This is a genomic window from Nocardiopsis changdeensis (assembly GCF_018316655.1).
Lineage (GTDB): Bacteria > Actinomycetota > Actinomycetes > Streptosporangiales > Streptosporangiaceae > Nocardiopsis > Nocardiopsis changdeensis.
In genome coordinates this window covers 5,686,682-5,704,827 of sequence record NZ_CP074133.1, presented here as the reverse complement: position 1 = coordinate 5,704,827, position 18,146 = coordinate 5,686,682, and the positions used below count along the sequence as shown (strand labels likewise).

Here is an 18,146-nt window from a genome sequence, read left to right as displayed (position 1 = left end):
TCGCCGCCGGGCGTCGCGCGCGGGCCGGGCCGGTGGCGGGTACGGGCGTCCCATATGTTACTCGTCAGTTGTGTTCGGGTCGGCCCCCGGGCCGGTTGGTAGGGATCCTATGCCGGTGCATCGGGCCCGGTGACGGCGACCCAGCGGGGCAGGGCGGGTGTTCCGGTGAGGGCGGCCAGCCCGCGCTCCTCGGCCAGGCGCAGGTGCGCCGCGGTCTCGGCGGCGGCCATGTGGCGGGAGCGGACGCTCATGTCGGCCCAGGGCCGGCGCCAGGTGAGGCCGGCGGCGGCCTCCCACAGGGTGGCGGGGCCCGCGGCCCGGAGCAGGGCCAGGATCTCGGCGACGCGGTCCTCGTGGTGCTCGACGATCTCGGCGGTCCGGGCGCCCAGCCCGGTGAAACGGCGCTCGTGTGAGGGAAGGCACACCAGCGTGTCGGCGCCGGGCAGGCCCCCGACGGCCCGCTGGGAGGCGAGGAAGTCGCCGAGCGGGTCGCCCTCGCCGGTGGTCAGCGGGAACCGCCCCACGTGCGGGGTGATGCGCGGCAGGACGTGGTCGCCGGTGAACAGGAGTCCGCCGTCGGCCAGGTGCAGGCACAGGTGGCCGGGGGTGTGGCCGGGGGTCCACACGGCGCGCAGGTCGCGGCCGGGCAGGTCCACGCGGGCGCCGTCGGCCAGGGGGAGGTCGGGGACGACCGGGGGAGGGGAGTAGCGGGGGCCGGCCAGGAGTTCGTCGACGTCGTCCTCGGGGAATCCGGCGGCGCGCATCTGGTCGGCCAGCGAGCGCAGGCGGGCGTCGCCGTCGAGGGCGAGCATGCGCTCGGTGACGGTGATGTCGGCGGGGTGCATGGCCAGCCAGGCGTCGGAGGACTCGCGCAGCCGCCCGGTGAGCCCGGTGTGGTCGGGGTGGAAGTGGGTGAGGACGGCGCCGCGCACCTCCCCGACAGTGTGGCCGATCCGGGCCAGGCCCTTGACCAGGGCGTCCCAGGAGTCGTCGTGGTCCCAGCCGGTGTCGATGAGGACGGGGCCGTCGGAGCCGGTCAGGACGTAGACGTAGGTGAAGCCGAGGGGGTTGCCGGGGATGGGCACCGGCAGGCTCCACACGCCGTCTCCGAGGTCCTCGACGGGGGGTGTCTCGGGCATGGGCGGCCTCTCACTGGAAACAGAATCGGATTCGATTCTAGAGTGGGGGGCGTGCGCCGATCGCGGCCGGGCGGAGGTCCGGCGGCGGGGGTTCACCCAGCGTGACCGCCGGGGGTGGACGACCCGTCCCGGAGCGAAATAGAACATATTCTATAAATCCTGTACCAGCGTTCCCAAAAACCCTGGATCGGTTCCGTAAGGCCGCTGCCCTGCCGGTCAATGAGGCGTGAATCATGGGAGGGAACCGCTGCGCGAACGGGAAGCGGTTGGATAACGTGTTCTCATAAGGTCGGTGCTCCGGACGGGCTTCGGCCACACCTGGTAGCCCTCTCGGTGCTGCGGCGAGCAGTCGGCGCGACCGACGACGAAGGGGAGAGATCCTGTGGCGGTACAGGCGCCGATCGGAACCATGTCGCGAAGCCAGACCCAGCGACGCAAGCGCATCGTGCAGACCGCGGCGGCCCTGGCCGTGCGCGGCGGCGTCGAGGCCATGCAGATGCGCTCGGTCGCCGAGCGGGCGGGGGTCGCCCTGGGCACCCTCTACCGCTACTTCCCCTCCAAGATGGACCTCGTCGTGGCCGTGGTCACCGAGGAGCTCGACCTGCTGGAGGGCGGCATCGTCCGCCGTCCGCCCACCGCCGACACCCCCGCGGGCCGCGCCGTGGACGTGCTGCTGCGCGCCACCCGGGGGCTGATGCGCGAGCCGGAGCTGGCCGACGCGCTGGTGCGCTCGCTCATCATGGCCGAGGTCAAGATCGAGCTGGACGTCCGCATCACCGACCTGGTCTGGCGAGTGGCCACCGGCTCGCTGGCGGTCGAGGACGCCGGCGAGGACGCCCCCGACATCGACCGCGAGGGCGTGGACTACGTGCTGGCCGGGTCGCTCACCAGCGTGTGGATCTTCGAGCTGGTGGAGGTCCTCAAGGGCCGCCGCGACGTCGACGAGGTCGAGCGGCGGCTGCACGTCGCCGCCGAGCGCCTCCTCGCCTCCTTCTAGACCGGACCTCCGCCCCGCAGGGACCCGGGCGTCAGCCACCGCCCAGGAGCAGGCCCAGCAGGCCGCTGATCAGACCGCCTCCGCGCTCGGACCCGTCATCGCCGGGTTCCCCGCCGGAGGCGTCGTCGTCTCCGGGGCCGGGCGAGGGCGACTGCGACGGGGCCTCCCCCGCGGGGGGCTCCTCCCGGGGCGGGTCGCCGGGGTCGGCCGGGGCGGCCGGCGGGGCCTGCGGCTCTTCGGGGGCGGTCTCCTCCCGCGGCTCCTCCTGCCCGGTCTCCGGCGCGTCGGGCGCGCCCGACGCCGGTGCCCCCGGAGTGGTGGGGCCGGCCTCGGGCCGGGTGTCGGCGGCGCTGGAGGCGGTCTCCGCCCCGGTGAGCACCGGGCCGGCGGGCCGGGGGGCGTCCGGGCCCGTGCCGATGACGGTGGCGGGCTCCTCCGAGGCGCCCGCCCAGCCCCACAGCGCCATGGCCAGGGCGGCGGTGGCCAGTCCGGCGACCACAGGCAGCGCCCGGCGCGAGCGCCGGGGCGCGGTCTCCTCGGGGTCCTCGTCCGCGCCCCCGGGGCCGGGCAGCGGGGCCCGGTGCTCCTCCCGGACCGGGTGGTCGGCGGTGCTCAGCCGGTCGCCCGGCAGGACGCGGGCGGGGCGCGGCGCCCGCGCCTCGGCGGTCCCGTCCCCTTCGTCCTCGCCGCCGAGGCCGGCGGCGTCCTCGGCGGCCCGGGAGCGGTGCAGCGGGTAGCCCTCGGAGGTGAGCGGGTGCATCTCCCGGGCGATGCGGCGGCGCTCCCCCTCCAGGCCGGGGTCGGTGCAGGTCTCCAGGACCCGGTCGCGCAGGCCCGGGGGCGGACCCGGCGGGCGGAGCAGGGCCAGGGCGGTGGAGACCTCCTCCATCCGGGCGCGCCAAGCCGGCCGGCGAGGGCGGCCCCTCGTCGGCGGGCACGCGCTCGCGGGCGCGTGCGGCGCGCCGGGGGTCGCGGGCCTCGGCCAGACCGTCGGCGGCGCGGCGCACCGCCGAGCGGGACAGCTCGGCGCACAGGTCGTGGTCCAGGCCCAGGACGCGGGCGATCGCCGAGGCGGGCAGCGCGTGGCGCAGGTGGAGCTCGACCAGTTCGCGGTGGCTGGCCGGGAGGCGGGAGAACATGCGCGCGACCGGCTCCTCGGCGGGCACGGTGGCCAGCCGGGCGTAGGGGCACACGTGGACGAACCCGCGGCGGCGGGCGGCCGCCCGGACCAGGGCGTACAGCCAGGGGGTGCGCTCGGCCGGGTCGGCCGGCCGCTCGGTGAGCGTGCACGCGGCGACCAGTCCGTCGTGCACGGCGTCGGCGGTGCCGGGGCCCTCGCCCAGCAGGGACCAGGCGTACCGGTACAGGACCGGCGCGAAGGCGTCGTAGAGCGCCTCGACCGGCTCCGGACCCGGTTCGTCTCTTTCGTTGCCTCTGGTCACGATTCTCCCCCCACACCGCAGACGGTAGTGGGGGGAGTCGGACCGCGCGGGGGAATCCGGGGACTGTGGCGTGAAGGTGAGGTTTCTGTTACCTCACGCCGGGTCTCCGGGGCCTCGCGCGGGGTGAGGGGCCCGGTTCACTCGCCTCCGCGCGAGGGCGAGCCGATGGCGATCATGCGCTCGACGGAGCGGCGGGCCCGCTCCGCGGTGCCGGCGTCCACGGTGATCTCCGTGGTGCCGAAGCGCAGCGAGTTCAGCAGCTTGTCGGCGTCGATCATCTTCATGTAGTGGCACTCGGCGCGCGAGTTGACCGCCTCGAACTCGGTCCTGGGGTTGGCGTTGCGCAGCTGGTGCAGCATGCCGGTCTCGGTCGCGATGAGGACCTTCTTGGCGGTGGTGTTCTCGGCCGCGGTGAGCATGCCGCCGGTCGACAGGACCTTGACGCGCTCCTGCGGGACGGCGCCGCTGCCGACCAGGTACAGGGCGGAGGTGGCGCAGCCGCACTCGGGGTGCACGTAGACCTCGGCGTCGGGCTCGGACTCCACGCGCTGCCGCAGGGTGTGCCCGTCGATGCCGGCGTGGACGTGGCACTCGCCCATCCAGATGTGGATGTTGTCGCGGCCGGTGACGCGCTTGACGTGGGCGCCCAGGAACTGGTCCGGGAGGAACAGGATCTCCCGGTCCTCGGGGATCGACCGGATGACGTCGGCGGCGTTGGAGGAGGTGCAGCAGATGTCGGTCTCGGCCTTGACCGCGGCGGTGGTGTTGACGTACGCGACGACGACCGCGCCCGGGTGCTGCGCCTTCCACTCGCGCACCTGCTCGGCGGTGATGGTGTCGGCCAGGGAGCAGCCGGCCGCCGGGTCGGGCAGCAGGACCGTCTTCTCCGGGGCCAGGATCTTGGCGGTCTCGGCCATGAAGTGCACGCCGCAGAAGACGATGGTGCCCGCGTCGACGGTGGCGGCCAGGCGGGACAGGGCCAGGGAGTCGCCGGTATGGTGCGCGACGTCCTGGATTTCCGGGCGCTGGTAGTTGTGCGCGAGGATGACCGCGTCGCGCTCCTGCGCCAGGCGGCGGACCTCCGCGGCCCATTCCTGCCTGGTCATGGTGTCCGCCGAGGCGGTGACCGGTGCCATGTCCGTACTACTTCCTTGAGGCTGTGGGCGGGCGTGGACGCCGCGCCGTGGCTGGTCGGTGCGGGAGACAGGGTTTTTGTCTGTCAGGCACAAACCTGTCGCAGCTTAACATGTCGGGGAACGGAAGGGACAGGGTGAACAGCCCGGAAGCAAACGGACAGGTGGTGGGCGCCGTGGTCGAGGACACGGGCCTCTCGGCGCACGAGGCGCTCGCCGTCGTCCTCCAGATCCGCGCCGGAGAGCTGTGCGTCCTGCTGTGGCGCCGCGCGCTGCCGCCCTGCGAGGGGGAGTGGGCGCTGCCCGGCGGCAGGCTGCGGGCCGACGAGAGCCTGGGCGCCTCCATCAGCCGCCAGCTCGCCCAGAAGGTCGACGTGCGCGACCTGGCGCACCTGGAGCAGCTGGAGACGCGCAGCGACCCCGAGCGCCACCCCGAGCGCCGCACCCTGGCCACCGCCTACCTGGGCCTGGTCCCGGCCGGCATCGACCCCGTGGTGCCCGCCGACACCCGCTGGCACCCCGCCGGCGACCTGCCGCCGATGGCCTTCGACCACGCCTCCATCGTCCGCTCCGGGCGCCAGAGGCTGCGAGCCAAGCTCAGCTACACCAACGTGGGGTTCGCCCTGGCCCCGCCGGAGTTCACCATGTCGGAGCTGTCGGGCTACTACCGGGCCGCGCTGGGGCACGACGTGGCCGCCACCAACCTGCGCCGGGTGCTGCTGCGCCGGGGGCAGATCGAGGAGACCGGGCGCTCGGTGCCCTCGGGCCGCTCGGGCGGCCGGCCCGCGGCGCTGTTCCGGTTCCGGTCGCGGAGCCTGCAGATCACCGACGCCTTCGCGGTGCTGCGGCCCCCCGGACAGGGTGCGGGGGACAAGTAGACTTCCCCGACGTGGCTATTCGTACTGTGGTGTTCGACGTCGGGGAAACACTGGTCGACGAGACGCGGATCTTCGAGCGCTGGGCGGACCGGTTCGGGATCCCGCACATGGCGTTCTTCGGCACCATCGGCGGTGTCCTGGCCGACGGCGGCACCCTCACCGACGGGTTCCGCCTGCTGGTGCCCGGATTCGACCTGGCGGCCGAGAGCGAGCGCTGGCGGGCCGAGGACCCGGACGGCGAGCGCGAGCACTTCGGGGAGAAGGACCTGTACCCGGACGTGCGGCCCGCGTTCGAGACCATGCGCCGGGGCGGCCTGTCGCTGGTCATCGCCGGGAACCAGCCGCCCGAGGCCGGGCCCGCCCTGGAGGCGATGGGGCTGGGCGTGGACGGGATCGGCATCTCCGACACCTGGGGCGTGAAGAAGCCGGAGCCGGAGTTCTTCGACCGGGTCCTGGACCTGGCCGCCCTGGTCCGGCCCGGGATCTCGGCCGAGGAGATCCTCTACGTGGGCGACCGGGTCGACAACGACGTGCTGCCCGCGCTGCGGGCGGGCATGAGGACGGCCCTGCTGCGCCGGGGGATCTACGGGTACCGGCACTCCGCCTCGCCCCACGCGGCACGGGCCGACCTGGTCGCCGACGACCTGCACCGGATCGCGGAGTGGGCCCTGGAAAGGGCCTGACGGCCCGCCGCGGCCCCCGCCGCCGCGGCGCTCCTCCCCAATCCCCCTCTCGCCGACGGGAAAAGTGTGTAATAGGGCGATTCGGTCACGGTGTGCGTCCTTCCCGTTTGGCGGACTCGAACACGGGTACCGTCGAACGGTCCGCCCCCGGGGTCCCCCCTCCCGCAGGGCCCGCACCCGTACCATCCGCCCCGCCCCGGACTGGAGACCCCGATGATCACCTTCGAGGGCGCCGCCAAGCACTACCCCGACGGCACCGTCGCCGTCGCCGACCTCGACCTCACCGTCGAGACCGGCCGGACGACGGTCTTCGTCGGCCCCTCCGGCAGCGGCAAGACCACGTCCCTGCGGATGATCAACCGCATGGTCGAGCCCACCCGGGGGACCGTGCGCATCGACGGCGTCGACATCCGCGAACGCGACCCCGCCCTGCTGCGCCGCGGCATCGGGTACGTCATCCAGCAGGCCGGGCTGTTCCCGCACCGCACCGTCCTGGACAACATCGCGACCGTGCCGCTGCTGGTGGGCACGCCCAGGAGGGCCGCCCGCGCCCGCGCCGCCGAGCTCATGGAGCTGGTCGGCCTCGACCCCGCCATGGGCCGCCGCTGGCCCCACCAGCTCTCCGGCGGGCAGCAGCAGCGCGTCGGCGTCGCCCGCGCCCTGGCCGCCGACCCGCCCGTCCTGCTCATGGACGAGCCCTTCAGCGCCGTCGACCCCGTGGTGCGCACCGGGCTCCAGGACGAGCTGCTGCGGCTCCAGCAGGAGCTGCACAAGACCATCGTGTTCGTCACCCACGACATCGACGAGGCCGTGCGCCTGGGCGACCGCATCGCGGTGTTCCGCCCCGGCGGCGAACTCGCCCAGTACGACACCCCCGAGCGGCTGCTCACCACCCCCGCCGACGACTTCGTCGAATCCTTCGTCGGCCACGACCGGGGCGTGCGCCGGCTGTCGTTCTTCCCCGCCCGGACCCTGTCGCTGCGCGACGACGTCGTCTTCGAGGACGACCTCAAGGTCGAGGACGTACGCCACATCGCCGCCGAACACCCCTGGCTGCTGGTCGTCGACACCGACCGGGCGCCCCTGGGGTGGATCTCCGAGCGCTCCCTGGCCGACGTCCCCTCCGGCATCCGCCTGGGCGAACTGGACACCGTCCCCTACGGGCACACGTTCACGGTGGAGACCGACTCCCTGCGCGCCGCGCTGGACGCCGCCGTGCTCTCGCCCGCCGGGCGCGCCGTCGGAGTGGACGGCGACGGCCGGGTGCTGGGAGTGGTCAGCCAGGACGAGCTCGGCGCCGCCCTGTGGTCGGTGACCGAATGAGCGCCGGGGTCTGGGACTGGGCCCAGGGCGTGTGGGACTGGGCGGCGGCCAACTGGTACTTCCCCGAGGAGCCGGGGCGGGGCATCCGGCCCCGGCTGGTGGAGCACGTCCGCCTGGCGTACTCCTCCATCGCCATCGGGCTGGTGCTGGCGGTCCCGCTGGGCCTGGCCTGCGTGCGCTGGAAGGTGCTGTACCCGCCGCTGCTGACCGGCGTGAACGTGCTCTACGCCGTGCCCTCCATCGCCCTGTTCTTCCTGCTGCTGCCCTACACCGGGTTCAGCGACTGGACGGCGATCGTGCCGCTGGCGCTGTACACGCTGGTCATCCTGCTGCCCAACGTGGTCGACGGGCTGAACCAGGTGCCCGACCACGTCCGCCAGGCGGCCGTGGCGATGGGCTTCGGCCCGCTGCGCCGCCTGGTCCGGGTGGAGACGCCGGTGGCGGTGCCGGTCATCATCGCCGGGCTGCGGGTGGCGTCGGTGGCCACCATCAGCATGGTCAGCGTCGCCTCCCTGGTGGGCCTGGGCGGCCTGGGGCGGCTCATCCTCAGCGACGGGTTCCGCCGCCAGTTCGACGCGCCCATCGTGGTGGGCGTCGTGCTCGTGGTGCTGCTGGCCTTCGCCACCGACGCCCTGCTCGTCCTGGCCCAGCGCCTGCTCACCCCGTGGACCCGGCGCGACCGGCCGCGCGCCGGGTTCCGGCGCCGCCGCCGGGCCGCGGCGGCCCCCGCGGGAGCCGAGGCCCTCGAATCGACGGCGGTCGCACTGCCGGGGAAGGGGTGACCGTGGAGATCCTCGACGGCCTCATCGCCTGGTTCGGCGATCCCGCCCAGTGGAGCGGGTCCGCCGGCATCCCCGCCCGGCTCGGCGAGCACGTGTACTACTCGCTGCTGGCCCTGGTGCTGTCGGCGCTCATCGCGGTACCCGTCGGCCTGCTCACCGGGCACACCGGTGTGGGCGGGTTCCTCACCGCGAGCCTGGCCAACTTCGCCCGGGCGCTGCCCACCATCGGCGTGCTGTTCCTCGTCGTCATGGCGGCCGGGATCGGCCTGGTCCCGGTCACCGCCGCCCTGGTGGCGCTGGCGGTGCCGCCGATCCTGGTCAACACCCACGAGGGAGTGCGCTCGGTCGACCCCGGGCTGCGCGACGCCGCCCAGGGCATGGGCATGCGCGGCCGCGAGGTCCTGCTGCGCCTGGAGCTGCCGGTGGCGCTGCCGCTCATCCTGATCGGACTGCGCACCGCCGCCGTCCAGGTCGTGGCGACCGCCACCATCGCCGCCTACGTGGGCGTCGGCGGCCTGGGCCGCTACATCTTCGACGGCCAGGCCCAGCAGAACCTGTCCATGATCCTGGGCGGTTCCGTCCTCGTGGTGGCGCTGGCCGTCGTCACCACACTTTTGTTCGCCGGGGCGCGCCGCCTGCTGGTCGCCCCCGGACTGCGCGCGCAGGCCGCGACCGCGCGGTGAGGGGTCCGCCGACACGGCGGGCCGACGAGAGAGAAGGTTTCCCGAAGATGAAGACACGGATCGCCCTCGCCGGGCTCCCCCTGGTCCTGTTGCTGAGCGCCTGCGGCGCCAGCGACCCCTTCCAGGAGGAGAACGGGGGAGGGGGCCAGGAGGGCTCCGGCTCCGGCGCCATCGTCGTCGGCTCGGCCGACTTCCCCGAGAGCGCGCTGCTCGCCGAGATCTACGGCCGCGCCCTGGCCGCCGAGGGCTTCGAGGTGGAGTACCAGCTCAACATCGGCAGCCGGGAGGTGTACTACTCGCAGGTGGAGTCCGGGCGGCTGTCGGTGTTCCCGGAGTACAACGGCGGCATCCTCGCCTACCTCGACGACCAGGCCCCGGTGGGCACCGCGGAGGAGACCAACGCGGCCATCACCGAGGCGCTGCCGGAGGGGCTGGAGATCCTGGAGTCGTCCGCGGCGGAGAACAAGGACTCCGTCACGGTGACCCCGCAGACCGCCGAGGAGCACGGGCTGACCAGCATCGCCGACCTGGCCGAGGTGGCGGGTGACATGGCCCTGGGCGCCCCGCCGGAGTTCGAGACCCGGCCCCAGGGCGTGCCGGGCCTGGCCGACACCTACGGTGTGGAGTTCGGCGAGTTCCGGGCACTGGACCCGGCGCTGATCCCGCAGGCGCTCACGGACGGGGACGTGCAGGCCGCCAACCTGTTCACCACCGACCCGCAGATCGCGGCGCAGGGCTTCGTGGTCCTGGAGGACCCGGAGAACCTGTTCGGCGCCCAGAACGTCACCCCGCTCATCAACTCCGAGCAGGTGGACGAGGACGCCCGCGCCGTGCTGAACGCGGTGTCGGCGGCGCTCACCACCGAGGAGCTGACCGCGCTCAACGAGCGGATCATCATCGACAACGAGGAGGCGGCCGACGTCGCCCAGGAGTGGCTGGGCGCCCAGGACCTGGCCTAGGAGGTACTCCTCCGGGCCTTCGCTCCGCCGCGGCCCGACGGTCGCCCGGCGCGCCGGGCCGGGCGGGGACCCGCGGCGGTGCGGGAGAGGGCGCGCAGGGCGGGTCGCGGAGGCGCCCCGCGCGGCCGGGACCGGACGGTCCGGGCCGCGCGGGGCCGCCGGGCTCCGGCGCGGTCAGTCGACCGGGCGGTAGCGGCCGGCGCGGCGCACCAGCGCCGGGCCCGTGCCGCGCACGGCGGGCAGGGCGGTCACGGCGGCGAAGAACACGGTGTGGTCGCCCACCTCGACGTGGTCCAGCACCCGGCACTCGAACGCCGCCAGGGCGTCGTCCAGCACGATCGCCCGGGTGTGCTCCCCGCGGTGGTGGTCCAGGCCGGACACCAGCCGCCGGGCGCTGGGCCTGCCCTCGGCGGAGAACCGGCCCGCCAGCGCCGTCTGGCCGCCGCCGAGCACGCTCACCGCGAACGCGCCGACCTCTTCGATCACCTCGGCCACGTACCCGTCGGAGTCCACGCTCACCGAGACCACCGGGGGGTCGGCCGAGACGGACCCGAAGGAGCTCACCGTCGCCCCGATGTCGTCCCGGCCGTCGGCGACGGTCACCACCGCGACCCCGACCGGCAGCAGCCCCATCGCGTCCAGGTAAGGACCGGTCGCCACCGGGTCGCCCACCCCGTCACCCCCTGCTCGTGCGTGTACGTCCATCGCCCCGATCATCCCGCACCGGATTGCCCTCTCGTGCCCCGTCCGCCGTGCGGGTCCGCCCGCTGCACCGGGTGCTCTCCCGTGCTCCGCCCGCCGTACGGGGCCGCCTCCCGCACCGGGCGCCCCCCGTGCCCCGTCCGCCGTACGGGTCCGCTCGCCGCCCGGCGGCCCCGCCCACCGGCCCCGCCCACCGGCCCCGCCCGCCGGGCCCGGCCGAGCGAGGGGCCGCCGCGGCCGCCGCGCTCCGGCGGCTACCGCAGACGTCCGGGGTCGGGCATGGTGAGGGGCCCGGCCTCGGGCAGGCCCAGGGCGGCGGCGACGTGGCGCAGCGGGCCCCAGGCGCTCAGGGAGCTCTGCGGCTGGGCGGCGGCCGGGTCCTCGCTGGACTCGTGCGGGCGCAGCCGGTCCAGCGGGTTCTGGCGCGGGAAGGGGCGCAGCGGCAGCGCGCGGCCGCCCGCCTTCTCCCGGGCGATGCGCACCGCCGTCTCCAGCCCGCCCAGCGTGTCCACCAGGCCGCGCTCGGCGGCGTCCCGGCCGGTCCACACCCGGCCCCGGGCCACCTCGTGCACCTCGTCCCGGCTCATGCCCCGCGCCGCGGCGACCTTGCCGGTGAAGTCCTCGTACACCCGGTCCAGCAGGTTGTCGACCCGCTCCCACTCCGACTCGCTGAACGGCCGGTCGGAGTCGAACATCCCGGCGTGCTCGCCGACGGCCACCGTGTCGCTGGTGATCCCGTACCGCTCCAGCAGCGGCCCCACCACCGGCTTGCCGACGATGACGCCGATGGACCCGGTCAGCGTGCCCGGCTGGGCCACGATCGCGTCCGAGGCCAGCGTCACGTAGTAGCCGCCCGACCCGGCGATGTCGCCCATCGTCACCACCACCGGGATGCCCGCCTCGCGGGTCAGCTCCGCCTCGCGGCGGATGGCGTCGGAGGCCGTGGGCGACCCGCCCCGGCTGTCCACCCGGAACACCACCGCCTTGACGTGCGGGTCCCGGCGGGCGGCCCGGAACGCCGCGCACACCGTGTCCGAGCCCATCACCGTGCCGCCGCCCAGCGGCGAGCGGCGGGTGCGCCCCAGGCTGATCGTCCCGGTGGCGGTGATCAGGGCGATGTGGTCGGCGTCCCCGCCCACCCGCGGGAGCGGCCCCGGGGTGCTGCGGCGGTGGTAGCGGGTGACGAAGGCGAGCCGCGGCTCGGGGCCGTCCTGGCCGCGCACCCGGGACAGCAGGTCGGCGTAGATCTCGTCGCGGTAGGCCAGGCGGTCCACCAGGCCGTGCCCGACCGCCTCGTCGCCCATGAACGGCCCCTGGGAGAGCAGGGCGCGCACCTCGTCGGCGGAGAGCGGGCGGGCCGCGGCCACGCCCTCGACCAGCTGGTCGCCCAGCGAGGTGACGATCCGCTCGGTCGCCTCCCGGTGGGCGTCGGTGAACCCGGTCTCGGTGACCCCGTTGAGCGCGTTCTTGTACTCGTACCGCTTGCCGACCTCGTAGTCCAGGCCCACCTTGTCCAGGGCGCCCTTGACGAAGGTGCTCTTGAGCCGCAGGCCGGTCAGCCCCAGCACGCCGGTGGGCGCCATGACGATCTCGGAGAAGGCGCAGGCCAGGTAGTAGGGCAGGTTGCCGTCGCCCGCCTCGCCGAAGGAGTCGGCCCAGGCCAGGGCGGGCTTGCCGGACGCGCGGAAGTCGGCGACGCACGCGCGCAGCTCCTGCACCTTGGCGAACCCCAGGGAGCGGGCGTCCACCCGCACCAGCAGCGCGGCCACCCCCGGGTCGCGGGCGCCGCGGCGGATCCCCTCCACCACGTCCAGGTAGTGCTGGCGCCGGCGGTTGACGAGCTGGCCGATCGGGTCCCCGGGGGCCTCGTCGGCGACCCCCTCGGTCAGGTCCAGCTCCAGCACCAGGGGTCCGTCCCTGCGGGGGCCGAACCGGTCGAGGGACAAGGGTTGCGTGATCTTCGCGAGGTCCACCATGGCCCCAGGGTAGTCGGCGGGGCCCCGCCGGGAGGGGCGCCCGCGGCCGCCTGTGGACGACGGGGCCGGGGCGGTCCGCGCGGCGCGGGGAGAGGTCCCCGGGCGTCCCGCGACGGGTGAGTATTACCGGAACATGCCCTAAGGTCGACTGTGTTCTGACCGGCGGAACGCACGGCTTGAGAGGGACGAGGCGATGGCGGGCATCCACGGGCGAGGGGATCGGACGCGCGGCGCGCGCGCCGCGGGAGCGGCGGCCGCGGCGGCCTCCCTGCTGCTGCTCACGGCCTGCTCCGGGGGTTCCGACGAGGGCGGCGGCGAGGAGTCCGGCCTGGAGATGGGCGCCAGCGGCGTCGTTCCGGCCGTCGAACCGCCCGGTCCCGAGGGGTTCGCCTCCCAGACCATCGACGGCATCACGATCGACATGCCCGAGGGCTGGGAGATCCAGAACGAGGGCGGCACCCTGTGCGCCAGCCCGCCCGGGCAGGCCGCCTGTGCCTACGGGTCCATCCGGCTCACCCCGCGGGCCGCGGAGAACAACCCGCGGGAATGGCCCAAGAAGGGCGACGCCCACGCCAAGGACGACGGCTGGGCGGACGACACGAGCAGCTGCCGCAGCCTCAACACCGCGGCCTCCGGCGGTATCGGCGTCTCCGGTGCGGAGCTGACGGTCTCCGACTTCACCACGCACGCCAACGACCTCAAGTCCCACCACTCCGTGTGGCGGGTGACCTGCGCCAACGACGACACCTTCGAAGTGCGCATGTGGTTCCTGCCGATCAGCGACGTGCTGCTCTACGTGTGGTCGGCCGACTCCCAGTACAGCGCCGTCTACGACCAGGTGGCGGCCTCGATGAACACCGACGGCTACAGCAACTGATCCCGGGCCGGTGCGCCTGTTCGGGTGTCCACCGGGTGTCCGGAGGCCGTAGGGTCGTAGTCGTCACCGCTTCGGCGCGGTGACCGGCTACAGGCGACGGCGTGAATCGGGGTGCATGCACTGGTGACCGGCATCGGAGCGGCGGGACGGTTGGTTCAGTACAGGCTGGAGAACGGGATGCGCCTGGTGACCGCGCCCGCCTCCACCGGCCAGGTGGCGGCCGTGAACCTGTGGTACGGGGTCGGGTCCCGCCACGAGGTGCCCGGCCGGACCGGGTTCGCCCACCTCTTCGAGCACCTGATGTTCCAGGGCAGCGGCAACGTCGCCAAGGGCGAGCACTTCGAGGAGATCGAGCGCCTGGGCGGCGACATCAACGCCTCCACCTCGAGCGACCGCACCAACTACTACGAGACGGTCCCCGCCCACGCCCTGGACCGGATCCTGTGGTTGGAGGCCGACCGCCTGGCGACCCTGCGCGACGGGATGACCCAGGAGGTGCTGGACAACCAGCGCGACGTGGTCAAGAACGAGCGCCGCCAGCGCTACGACAACCAGCCCTACGGGACCGCCCTGGAGCGCATCCTGCGCCTGGCCTACCCCGAGGGCCACCCCTACCACCACCCGACCATCGGCTCCATGGCCGACCTGGACGCGGCGGACCTGGACTACGTCAAGTCCTTCCACAAGGCCCACTACGGCCCGGACAACTGCGTCATCACCGTGGTCAGCGAGCTGGACCCGGAGGACGTGCGGGCCCGGGTGGAGAAGTACTTCGGGGACATCCCGGCCCGCGAGGTGGTCCCGCAGGCCCCCGACGCGGTCCTGCGCGCCCCGCTGGGCGGTCCGCTGCGCGACCTGGTCGTGGAGACCGTCCCGGCCGCCGGGGTGTTCCTGTGCTACCGCGCCCCCGCCTACGGCGAGCGCGGGTTCGACGTCGCCCACCTGCTCTCGGCCGTGCTCGGCCAGGGCCAGGGCAGCCGCCTGTACCGGTCCCTGGTCGTGGACCGCCCCATCGCCGCCGACGACGGCGGCGCCGCCGCCGACGTCCTGCCGTTCCGCTACACCGACAGCCTGCTGCTGGTGAACATGCTCGCCCGCGAGAACGTGGACGGCGACACCCTGGAGGCCGAGATCCTCGCCGAGGTCGCCAAGGTCGCGCAGGGCGTCACCGAGGAGGAGCTCGACCGGGCGCGCGCGGTCCTGGAGCGGGACCACCTGCAGTCCATCTCCGGCCCCGCCGGGCTGGCCGACGCGATCAGCTCCTGCACGCAGCTGTTCGACGACCCCGAGCTGGCCCTGACCTGGCCGGCCCGGTGGCAGGACATCACGGCCGAGGAGGTGCGGGCCGCCGCCGAGCGGCTGCTCGTCGACGAGAACAGGCTCGTCGTCCGGTTCGACCCCGAGCCCGCGGCCGCCGCCGAGGCGCTGGAGGCCGAGGCGCAGGCCTCCGCCGCGGCCGCCGACGCCGCCGACGCCTGAGTCCCGCCGAGCCACCACAGAAAGAGTCTCTGAGCATGTCGCAGAACCGCCCGGACCTCGGTACCCCGGCTTCCTACACCTTTCCCCGGCCTGAGCGGATCACCGTCGGCGGCGGCACGGTCGTCGCGATCGACGTCCCCGGCCAGTACCTCGCCTCCGTGCGGCTGGTGCACCCCTACGGCGGCGCGGTCGAGCCGCTCGACGCCATGGGCGTGGGCGCCCTGACCAGCGAGGTGCTGGAGGACGGCCCCGACGGCAACAGCTCCCTGGCCCCGGCCCTGGAGCGGCACGGCGCCGAGTGGGTGTCCCGCATCAACTGGGACGGGTTCATCACCGGCGTGGACGTCCCGGTGGGCCGCCTGGGCGAGGCCGTCCGGCTCTTCGCCGACGCGGTGCGCCGCCCCGCGCTGGTGCCCGACGACATCGTCCGGCGCCGCGAGCAGCTGCTGGAGCGCTTCTGGCTGGAGGCCGCCACCGCCAGCACCCTGGCCATGCGCAGCCTCGGCGGGCAGCTGTTCACCGGCCGCTACGCCACTCCGCTGGCCGGCGGCCCGGTCAAGCTGGCCGACATCACCCCCGAGGCCGTCGCCGCCTACCACGCCGACACCCTGGCCTCCGTCGCGGGCACCCTGGTGGTGGTCGGCGACCTGAGCGGCGTCGACCTGGTGGAGCTGGGCAAGACCGTGTTCGGGGACACCGCGCCGGCGCCCGCGCGGACCATCACCGAGCCCGCGCCGCCGCCCGGGGAGCTGCCCCGCGTACTGGTCGTCGACCGCCCCGGATCGGTGCAGTCGGCCCTGGTCATCGCGCACCGGGCGCCCTCGCGCTCGCAGGTGGACCTGCCCCGCGCCGAGGGGATCGGCGAGGTGCTGGGCGGCATGTTCACCTCCCGGCTCAACCTGGAGCTGCGCGAGCGCCTGGGCTACACCTACGGCGCCGGGGCGCGGTTCGACCTGCGCCGCGACAGCGGGGTGTTCTTCATGTCCGCGCAGGTGGAGGCGGACACCACCGCGCACTCCATCACCTCCTCCCTGGAGCAGGTGGCGAAGCTGCGCGAGGGCGGGGTCACTGAGGAGGAGCTGACCGCGGTGCGCGACGCCAACACGGTCGGCCTGCCGGTGACCTACTCCACCGCCCGCTCGATGGCCGGGGCCCTGGTGGACATGGTCGTCCACGACCTGCCCGACGACCACGTGGACACCGTCCGGGCCGGGTACGAGCGGCTCACCAAGAAGGACCTGGACTCGGCCGCGGTCGAGTACCTGCGCCCCGAGGAGGCCGTGGTGATCGTCGTCGGCGACGCCGAGCGGCTGCGCTCCCCGCTCGCCGGGACCGGCGTCGGCCCGATCGAGGTGCGCACCCCCGACGAGCTCTGGGTGTGAAACCCGGGACGCGGGTGAACCGATGCGCCTCCGGGCGCGTCCCATCCGGACGTGGGCCCCTCCTGACCCGGGACGGGTGAAGGAGGGGCCGGCGATGCATGGGTTCGCTCTCCCCGGACATAACGAAAGCGAACCTATGTGCCGGTGTTATGGCAACGTCCGGCAGGGCCCCGACGTCCTGCTGGTATAACGAGTGATCCGTGCACCTACGTGGTGACAGCGACCGCAATGCTCCGCAGGAGGCCACCATGGCCGGTGAATGGACCCGTGGATAACAGTGTCCTCCCTAGACAACCCCCACACACAGCGCCCGGGGCCGGCGCCCGATTCCGGGCGCCCGCAGGATCCGCAGGAGGCCCCGGTGGCCGCGCCTGAGGGGCGCCTGCTGAAGGGGCGCTACCAGCTGGTCTCGGAGATCGCCCGGGGCGGCGTGGGGACCGTGTGGCGCGCCGTCGACCTGGTGATCGACCGCGAGGTCGCGGTCAAGGAGCTGCGCCTCCCCGAATCCCTGAGCCGGTCCGACCGCGAGTCCCTGCTCCAGCGCACCACCCGCGAGGCCCGCGTGGCCGGGCGGCTGAGCCACCCCAGCCTCATCACGGTCCTCGACGTGGTCGACGAGGACGGCCGGCCGTGGATCGTCATGGAGCTGCTGGAGGCCTCCACGCTGGAGGAGATCATCGACGTCGGCGGCCCGCTGCCCTACCAGCGGGTGGCCGAGATCGGGCTGCAGCTCATCGACGCCCTGAAGGTCGCGCACAACGAGGGCATCGTGCACCGCGACGTCAAGCCCGGCAACGTGATGATCACCAGCGGCGGCCGCGTGGTGCTCACCGACTTCGGCCTGGCGGCGTGGAACGGCGAGTCCGCGCTCAGCGAGTCCGGCCGCATCGTGGGCTCCCCGGCGTACCTGTCGCCGGAGCGGGCCAAGGCGGGCCCGGTCGGCCCGGCCTCGGACCTGTGGTCGCTGGGCGCCACCCTGTACGCGGCGGTGGAGGGGCACACGCCCTACGACCGCAAGGGCTACATCAAGATCCTGCGGCAGGAGCCGCTGGAGGAGCCCGCCCCGGCGTCCAAGGCGGGCCCGCTGGCGCCGGCGCTGGCCGGCCTGCTCAAGGTGGAGGCCGCCGAGCGGCTGACCGCGGACAACGCCGCCAAGATGCTGCGCATCGCCGCGCTGGCCCCGTGGAGCACCGAGGAGGGCGAGCGCGCGGACGCGCCCGAGGCCGCGATGGCCGCCGGGCCTGCGGAGCCGGCGGCGTCCGGGGAGGCCACCGCGGAGAAGGCCGGCGAGGGCGCCGGGGAGGCGGGGGCCGCGGTCCCCGAGCAGCGCGAGTCGGCCCGGGAGCACTTCAAGGCGGGCGGCCGGGTGCTGGCCGAGAACATCAGCGACCGGCTGCGCAACAGCCCGGAGGCGATGAGCGCGTTCGTGGCCTCGCTGCGCGAGTCCACCGACACCCTGGGGCTCACCAACCCCGGGCGGCACGCCGGCAGGACCGGTGCGGGCGCCCCGGCCCGGGTCGCCGCGGTGGCGGTGGGCGTGCTGGTGCTGCTGGCGATCGTCCTGTGGGCCCTGCTGGGCCGCTGACGCGGAGCGGGCGCCCCCGAGCGGGGGCGTCCCGAGTGGGTGGGGCCGGCGGGACTCGAACCCGCACTGTACAGCACCTAAAGCTGGCGTCTCCTGCCAATTGGACTACGGCCCCCGGGCGTGCCC

At 74.3% G+C, this 18,146-nt stretch carries 16 protein-coding genes and 1 tRNA gene; 11 read left to right on the top strand and 6 right to left on the bottom strand.

Annotation, left to right across the window (positions count from 1 at the left end):
* Positions 1–107 precede the first annotated feature (107 nt).
* On the bottom strand, positions 108–1,139 hold the full coding sequence (locus KGD84_RS25705) for an MBL fold metallo-hydrolase (protein ID WP_220562933.1): 1,032 nt from the start codon (positions 1,137–1,139) through the stop codon (positions 108–110).
* A 382-nt stretch (positions 1,140–1,521) separates the two neighbouring features.
* Between KGD84_RS25705 and KGD84_RS25700 the strand changes: the two genes are divergently transcribed.
* Positions 1,522–2,136 (top strand): TetR family transcriptional regulator, encoded by a 615-nt coding sequence (locus tag KGD84_RS25700; RefSeq protein ID WP_220562932.1) that lies wholly within the window; start codon positions 1,522–1,524, stop codon positions 2,134–2,136.
* Between the two features lie 31 nt (positions 2,137–2,167).
* Here KGD84_RS25700 and KGD84_RS25695 read toward each other — a convergent pair whose 3' ends face one another.
* Complete coding sequence (locus KGD84_RS25695) at positions 2,168–3,025, bottom strand: hypothetical protein (protein WP_260697158.1); 858 nt, start codon at positions 3,023–3,025, stop codon at positions 2,168–2,170.
* 690 nt (positions 3,026–3,715) lie between these two features.
* Complete coding sequence (nadA, locus tag KGD84_RS25690) at positions 3,716–4,714, bottom strand: quinolinate synthase NadA (RefSeq protein WP_220562930.1); 999 nt, start codon at positions 4,712–4,714, stop codon at positions 3,716–3,718.
* A gap of 110 nt (positions 4,715–4,824) precedes the next feature.
* Between nadA and KGD84_RS25685 the strand changes: the two genes are divergently transcribed.
* From KGD84_RS25685 to KGD84_RS25660, 6 genes are all read left to right on the top strand, one after another.
* Positions 4,825–5,589, top strand: a complete 765-nt coding sequence (locus KGD84_RS25685) for an NUDIX hydrolase (RefSeq protein ID WP_370634591.1) — start codon at positions 4,825–4,827, stop codon at positions 5,587–5,589.
* Between the two features lie 11 nt (positions 5,590–5,600).
* A complete protein-coding gene (locus tag KGD84_RS25680; protein WP_255646810.1) occupies positions 5,601–6,272 on the top strand; it encodes an HAD family hydrolase in 672 nt (223 codons plus the stop codon).
* Between the two features lie 213 nt (positions 6,273–6,485).
* Positions 6,486–7,595: an ABC transporter ATP-binding protein gene (locus KGD84_RS25675; protein WP_220562928.1), complete on the top strand. Its 1,110-nt coding sequence runs from the start codon at positions 6,486–6,488 to the stop codon at positions 7,593–7,595.
* A complete protein-coding gene (locus KGD84_RS25670) occupies positions 7,592–8,377 on the top strand; it encodes an ABC transporter permease (RefSeq protein WP_220562927.1) in 786 nt (261 codons plus the stop codon). Before KGD84_RS25675 ends, KGD84_RS25670 begins: the two co-directional genes overlap by 4 nt.
* 2 nt (positions 8,378–8,379) lie before the next feature.
* Positions 8,380–9,060 carry an ABC transporter permease gene (locus KGD84_RS25665; protein WP_220562926.1) on the top strand — a complete coding sequence of 227 codons (681 nt, stop codon included), beginning with the start codon at positions 8,380–8,382 and terminating at the stop codon, positions 9,058–9,060.
* 47 nt (positions 9,061–9,107) lie between these two features.
* A complete protein-coding gene (locus KGD84_RS25660; RefSeq protein WP_220562925.1) occupies positions 9,108–10,019 on the top strand; it encodes an ABC transporter substrate-binding protein in 912 nt (303 codons plus the stop codon).
* Positions 10,020–10,193: 174 nt separating this feature from the next.
* Here KGD84_RS25660 and KGD84_RS25655 read toward each other — a convergent pair whose 3' ends face one another.
* Entirely contained in the window at positions 10,194–10,724 is a 531-nt protein-coding gene (locus KGD84_RS25655) for a flavin reductase family protein (protein ID WP_255646809.1), read from the bottom strand.
* 251 nt (positions 10,725–10,975) lie between these two features.
* Positions 10,976–12,697 (bottom strand): signal peptide peptidase SppA, encoded by a 1,722-nt coding sequence (gene sppA / locus KGD84_RS25650; protein WP_220562924.1) that lies wholly within the window; start codon positions 12,695–12,697, stop codon positions 10,976–10,978.
* A gap of 193 nt (positions 12,698–12,890) precedes the next feature.
* On the opposite strand from sppA, the gene KGD84_RS25645 reads away from it, so the two are divergent.
* The 4 genes from KGD84_RS25645 (at position 12,891) to KGD84_RS25630 (ending at position 18,020) form a co-directional block, all read left to right on the top strand.
* Positions 12,891–13,574: a hypothetical protein gene (locus tag KGD84_RS25645; protein WP_220562923.1), complete on the top strand. Its 684-nt coding sequence runs from the start codon at positions 12,891–12,893 to the stop codon at positions 13,572–13,574.
* A gap of 123 nt (positions 13,575–13,697) precedes the next feature.
* A complete protein-coding gene (locus KGD84_RS25640) occupies positions 13,698–15,053 on the top strand; it encodes a M16 family metallopeptidase (protein WP_220562922.1) in 1,356 nt (451 codons plus the stop codon).
* A gap of 35 nt (positions 15,054–15,088) precedes the next feature.
* Complete coding sequence (locus KGD84_RS25635) at positions 15,089–16,435, top strand: M16 family metallopeptidase (protein ID WP_220562921.1); 1,347 nt, start codon at positions 15,089–15,091, stop codon at positions 16,433–16,435.
* A 361-nt stretch (positions 16,436–16,796) separates the two neighbouring features.
* On the top strand, positions 16,797–18,020 hold the full coding sequence (locus KGD84_RS25630; protein WP_255646808.1) for a serine/threonine-protein kinase: 1,224 nt from the start codon (positions 16,797–16,799) through the stop codon (positions 18,018–18,020).
* A 40-nt stretch (positions 18,021–18,060) separates the two neighbouring features.
* Here the strand turns inward: KGD84_RS25630 and KGD84_RS25625 are convergent.
* Positions 18,061–18,135, bottom strand: a tRNA-Leu gene (locus tag KGD84_RS25625).
* Between the last annotated feature and the right edge of the window lie 11 nt (positions 18,136–18,146).

Bases quoted from the DNA above. Each gene is read 5' to 3' on its own strand.
- KGD84_RS25705 (WP_220562933.1), bottom strand. From the start codon at position 1,139: ATGCCCGAGACACCCCCCGTCGAGGACCTCGGAGACGGCGTGTGGAGC.
- KGD84_RS25695 (WP_260697158.1), bottom strand. From the start codon at position 3,025: ATGGAGGAGGTCTCCACCGCCCTGGCCCTGCTCCGCCCGCCGGGTCCG.
- nadA (WP_220562930.1), bottom strand. From the start codon at position 4,714: ATGGCACCGGTCACCGCCTCGGCGGACACCATGACCAGGCAGGAATGG.
- KGD84_RS25685 (WP_370634591.1), top strand. From the start codon at position 4,825: ATGTCGGGGAACGGAAGGGACAGGGTGAACAGCCCGGAAGCAAACGGA.
- KGD84_RS25675 (WP_220562928.1), top strand. From the start codon at position 6,486: ATGATCACCTTCGAGGGCGCCGCCAAGCACTACCCCGACGGCACCGTC.
- KGD84_RS25670 (WP_220562927.1), top strand. From the start codon at position 7,592: ATGAGCGCCGGGGTCTGGGACTGGGCCCAGGGCGTGTGGGACTGGGCG.
- KGD84_RS25660 (WP_220562925.1), top strand. From the start codon at position 9,108: ATGAAGACACGGATCGCCCTCGCCGGGCTCCCCCTGGTCCTGTTGCTG.
- KGD84_RS25655 (WP_255646809.1), bottom strand. From the start codon at position 10,724: ATGGACGTACACGCACGAGCAGGGGGTGACGGGGTGGGCGACCCGGTG.
- sppA (WP_220562924.1), bottom strand. From the start codon at position 12,697: ATGGTGGACCTCGCGAAGATCACGCAACCCTTGTCCCTCGACCGGTTC.
- KGD84_RS25645 (WP_220562923.1), top strand. From the start codon at position 12,891: ATGGCGGGCATCCACGGGCGAGGGGATCGGACGCGCGGCGCGCGCGCC.
- KGD84_RS25635 (WP_220562921.1), top strand. From the start codon at position 15,089: ATGTCGCAGAACCGCCCGGACCTCGGTACCCCGGCTTCCTACACCTTT.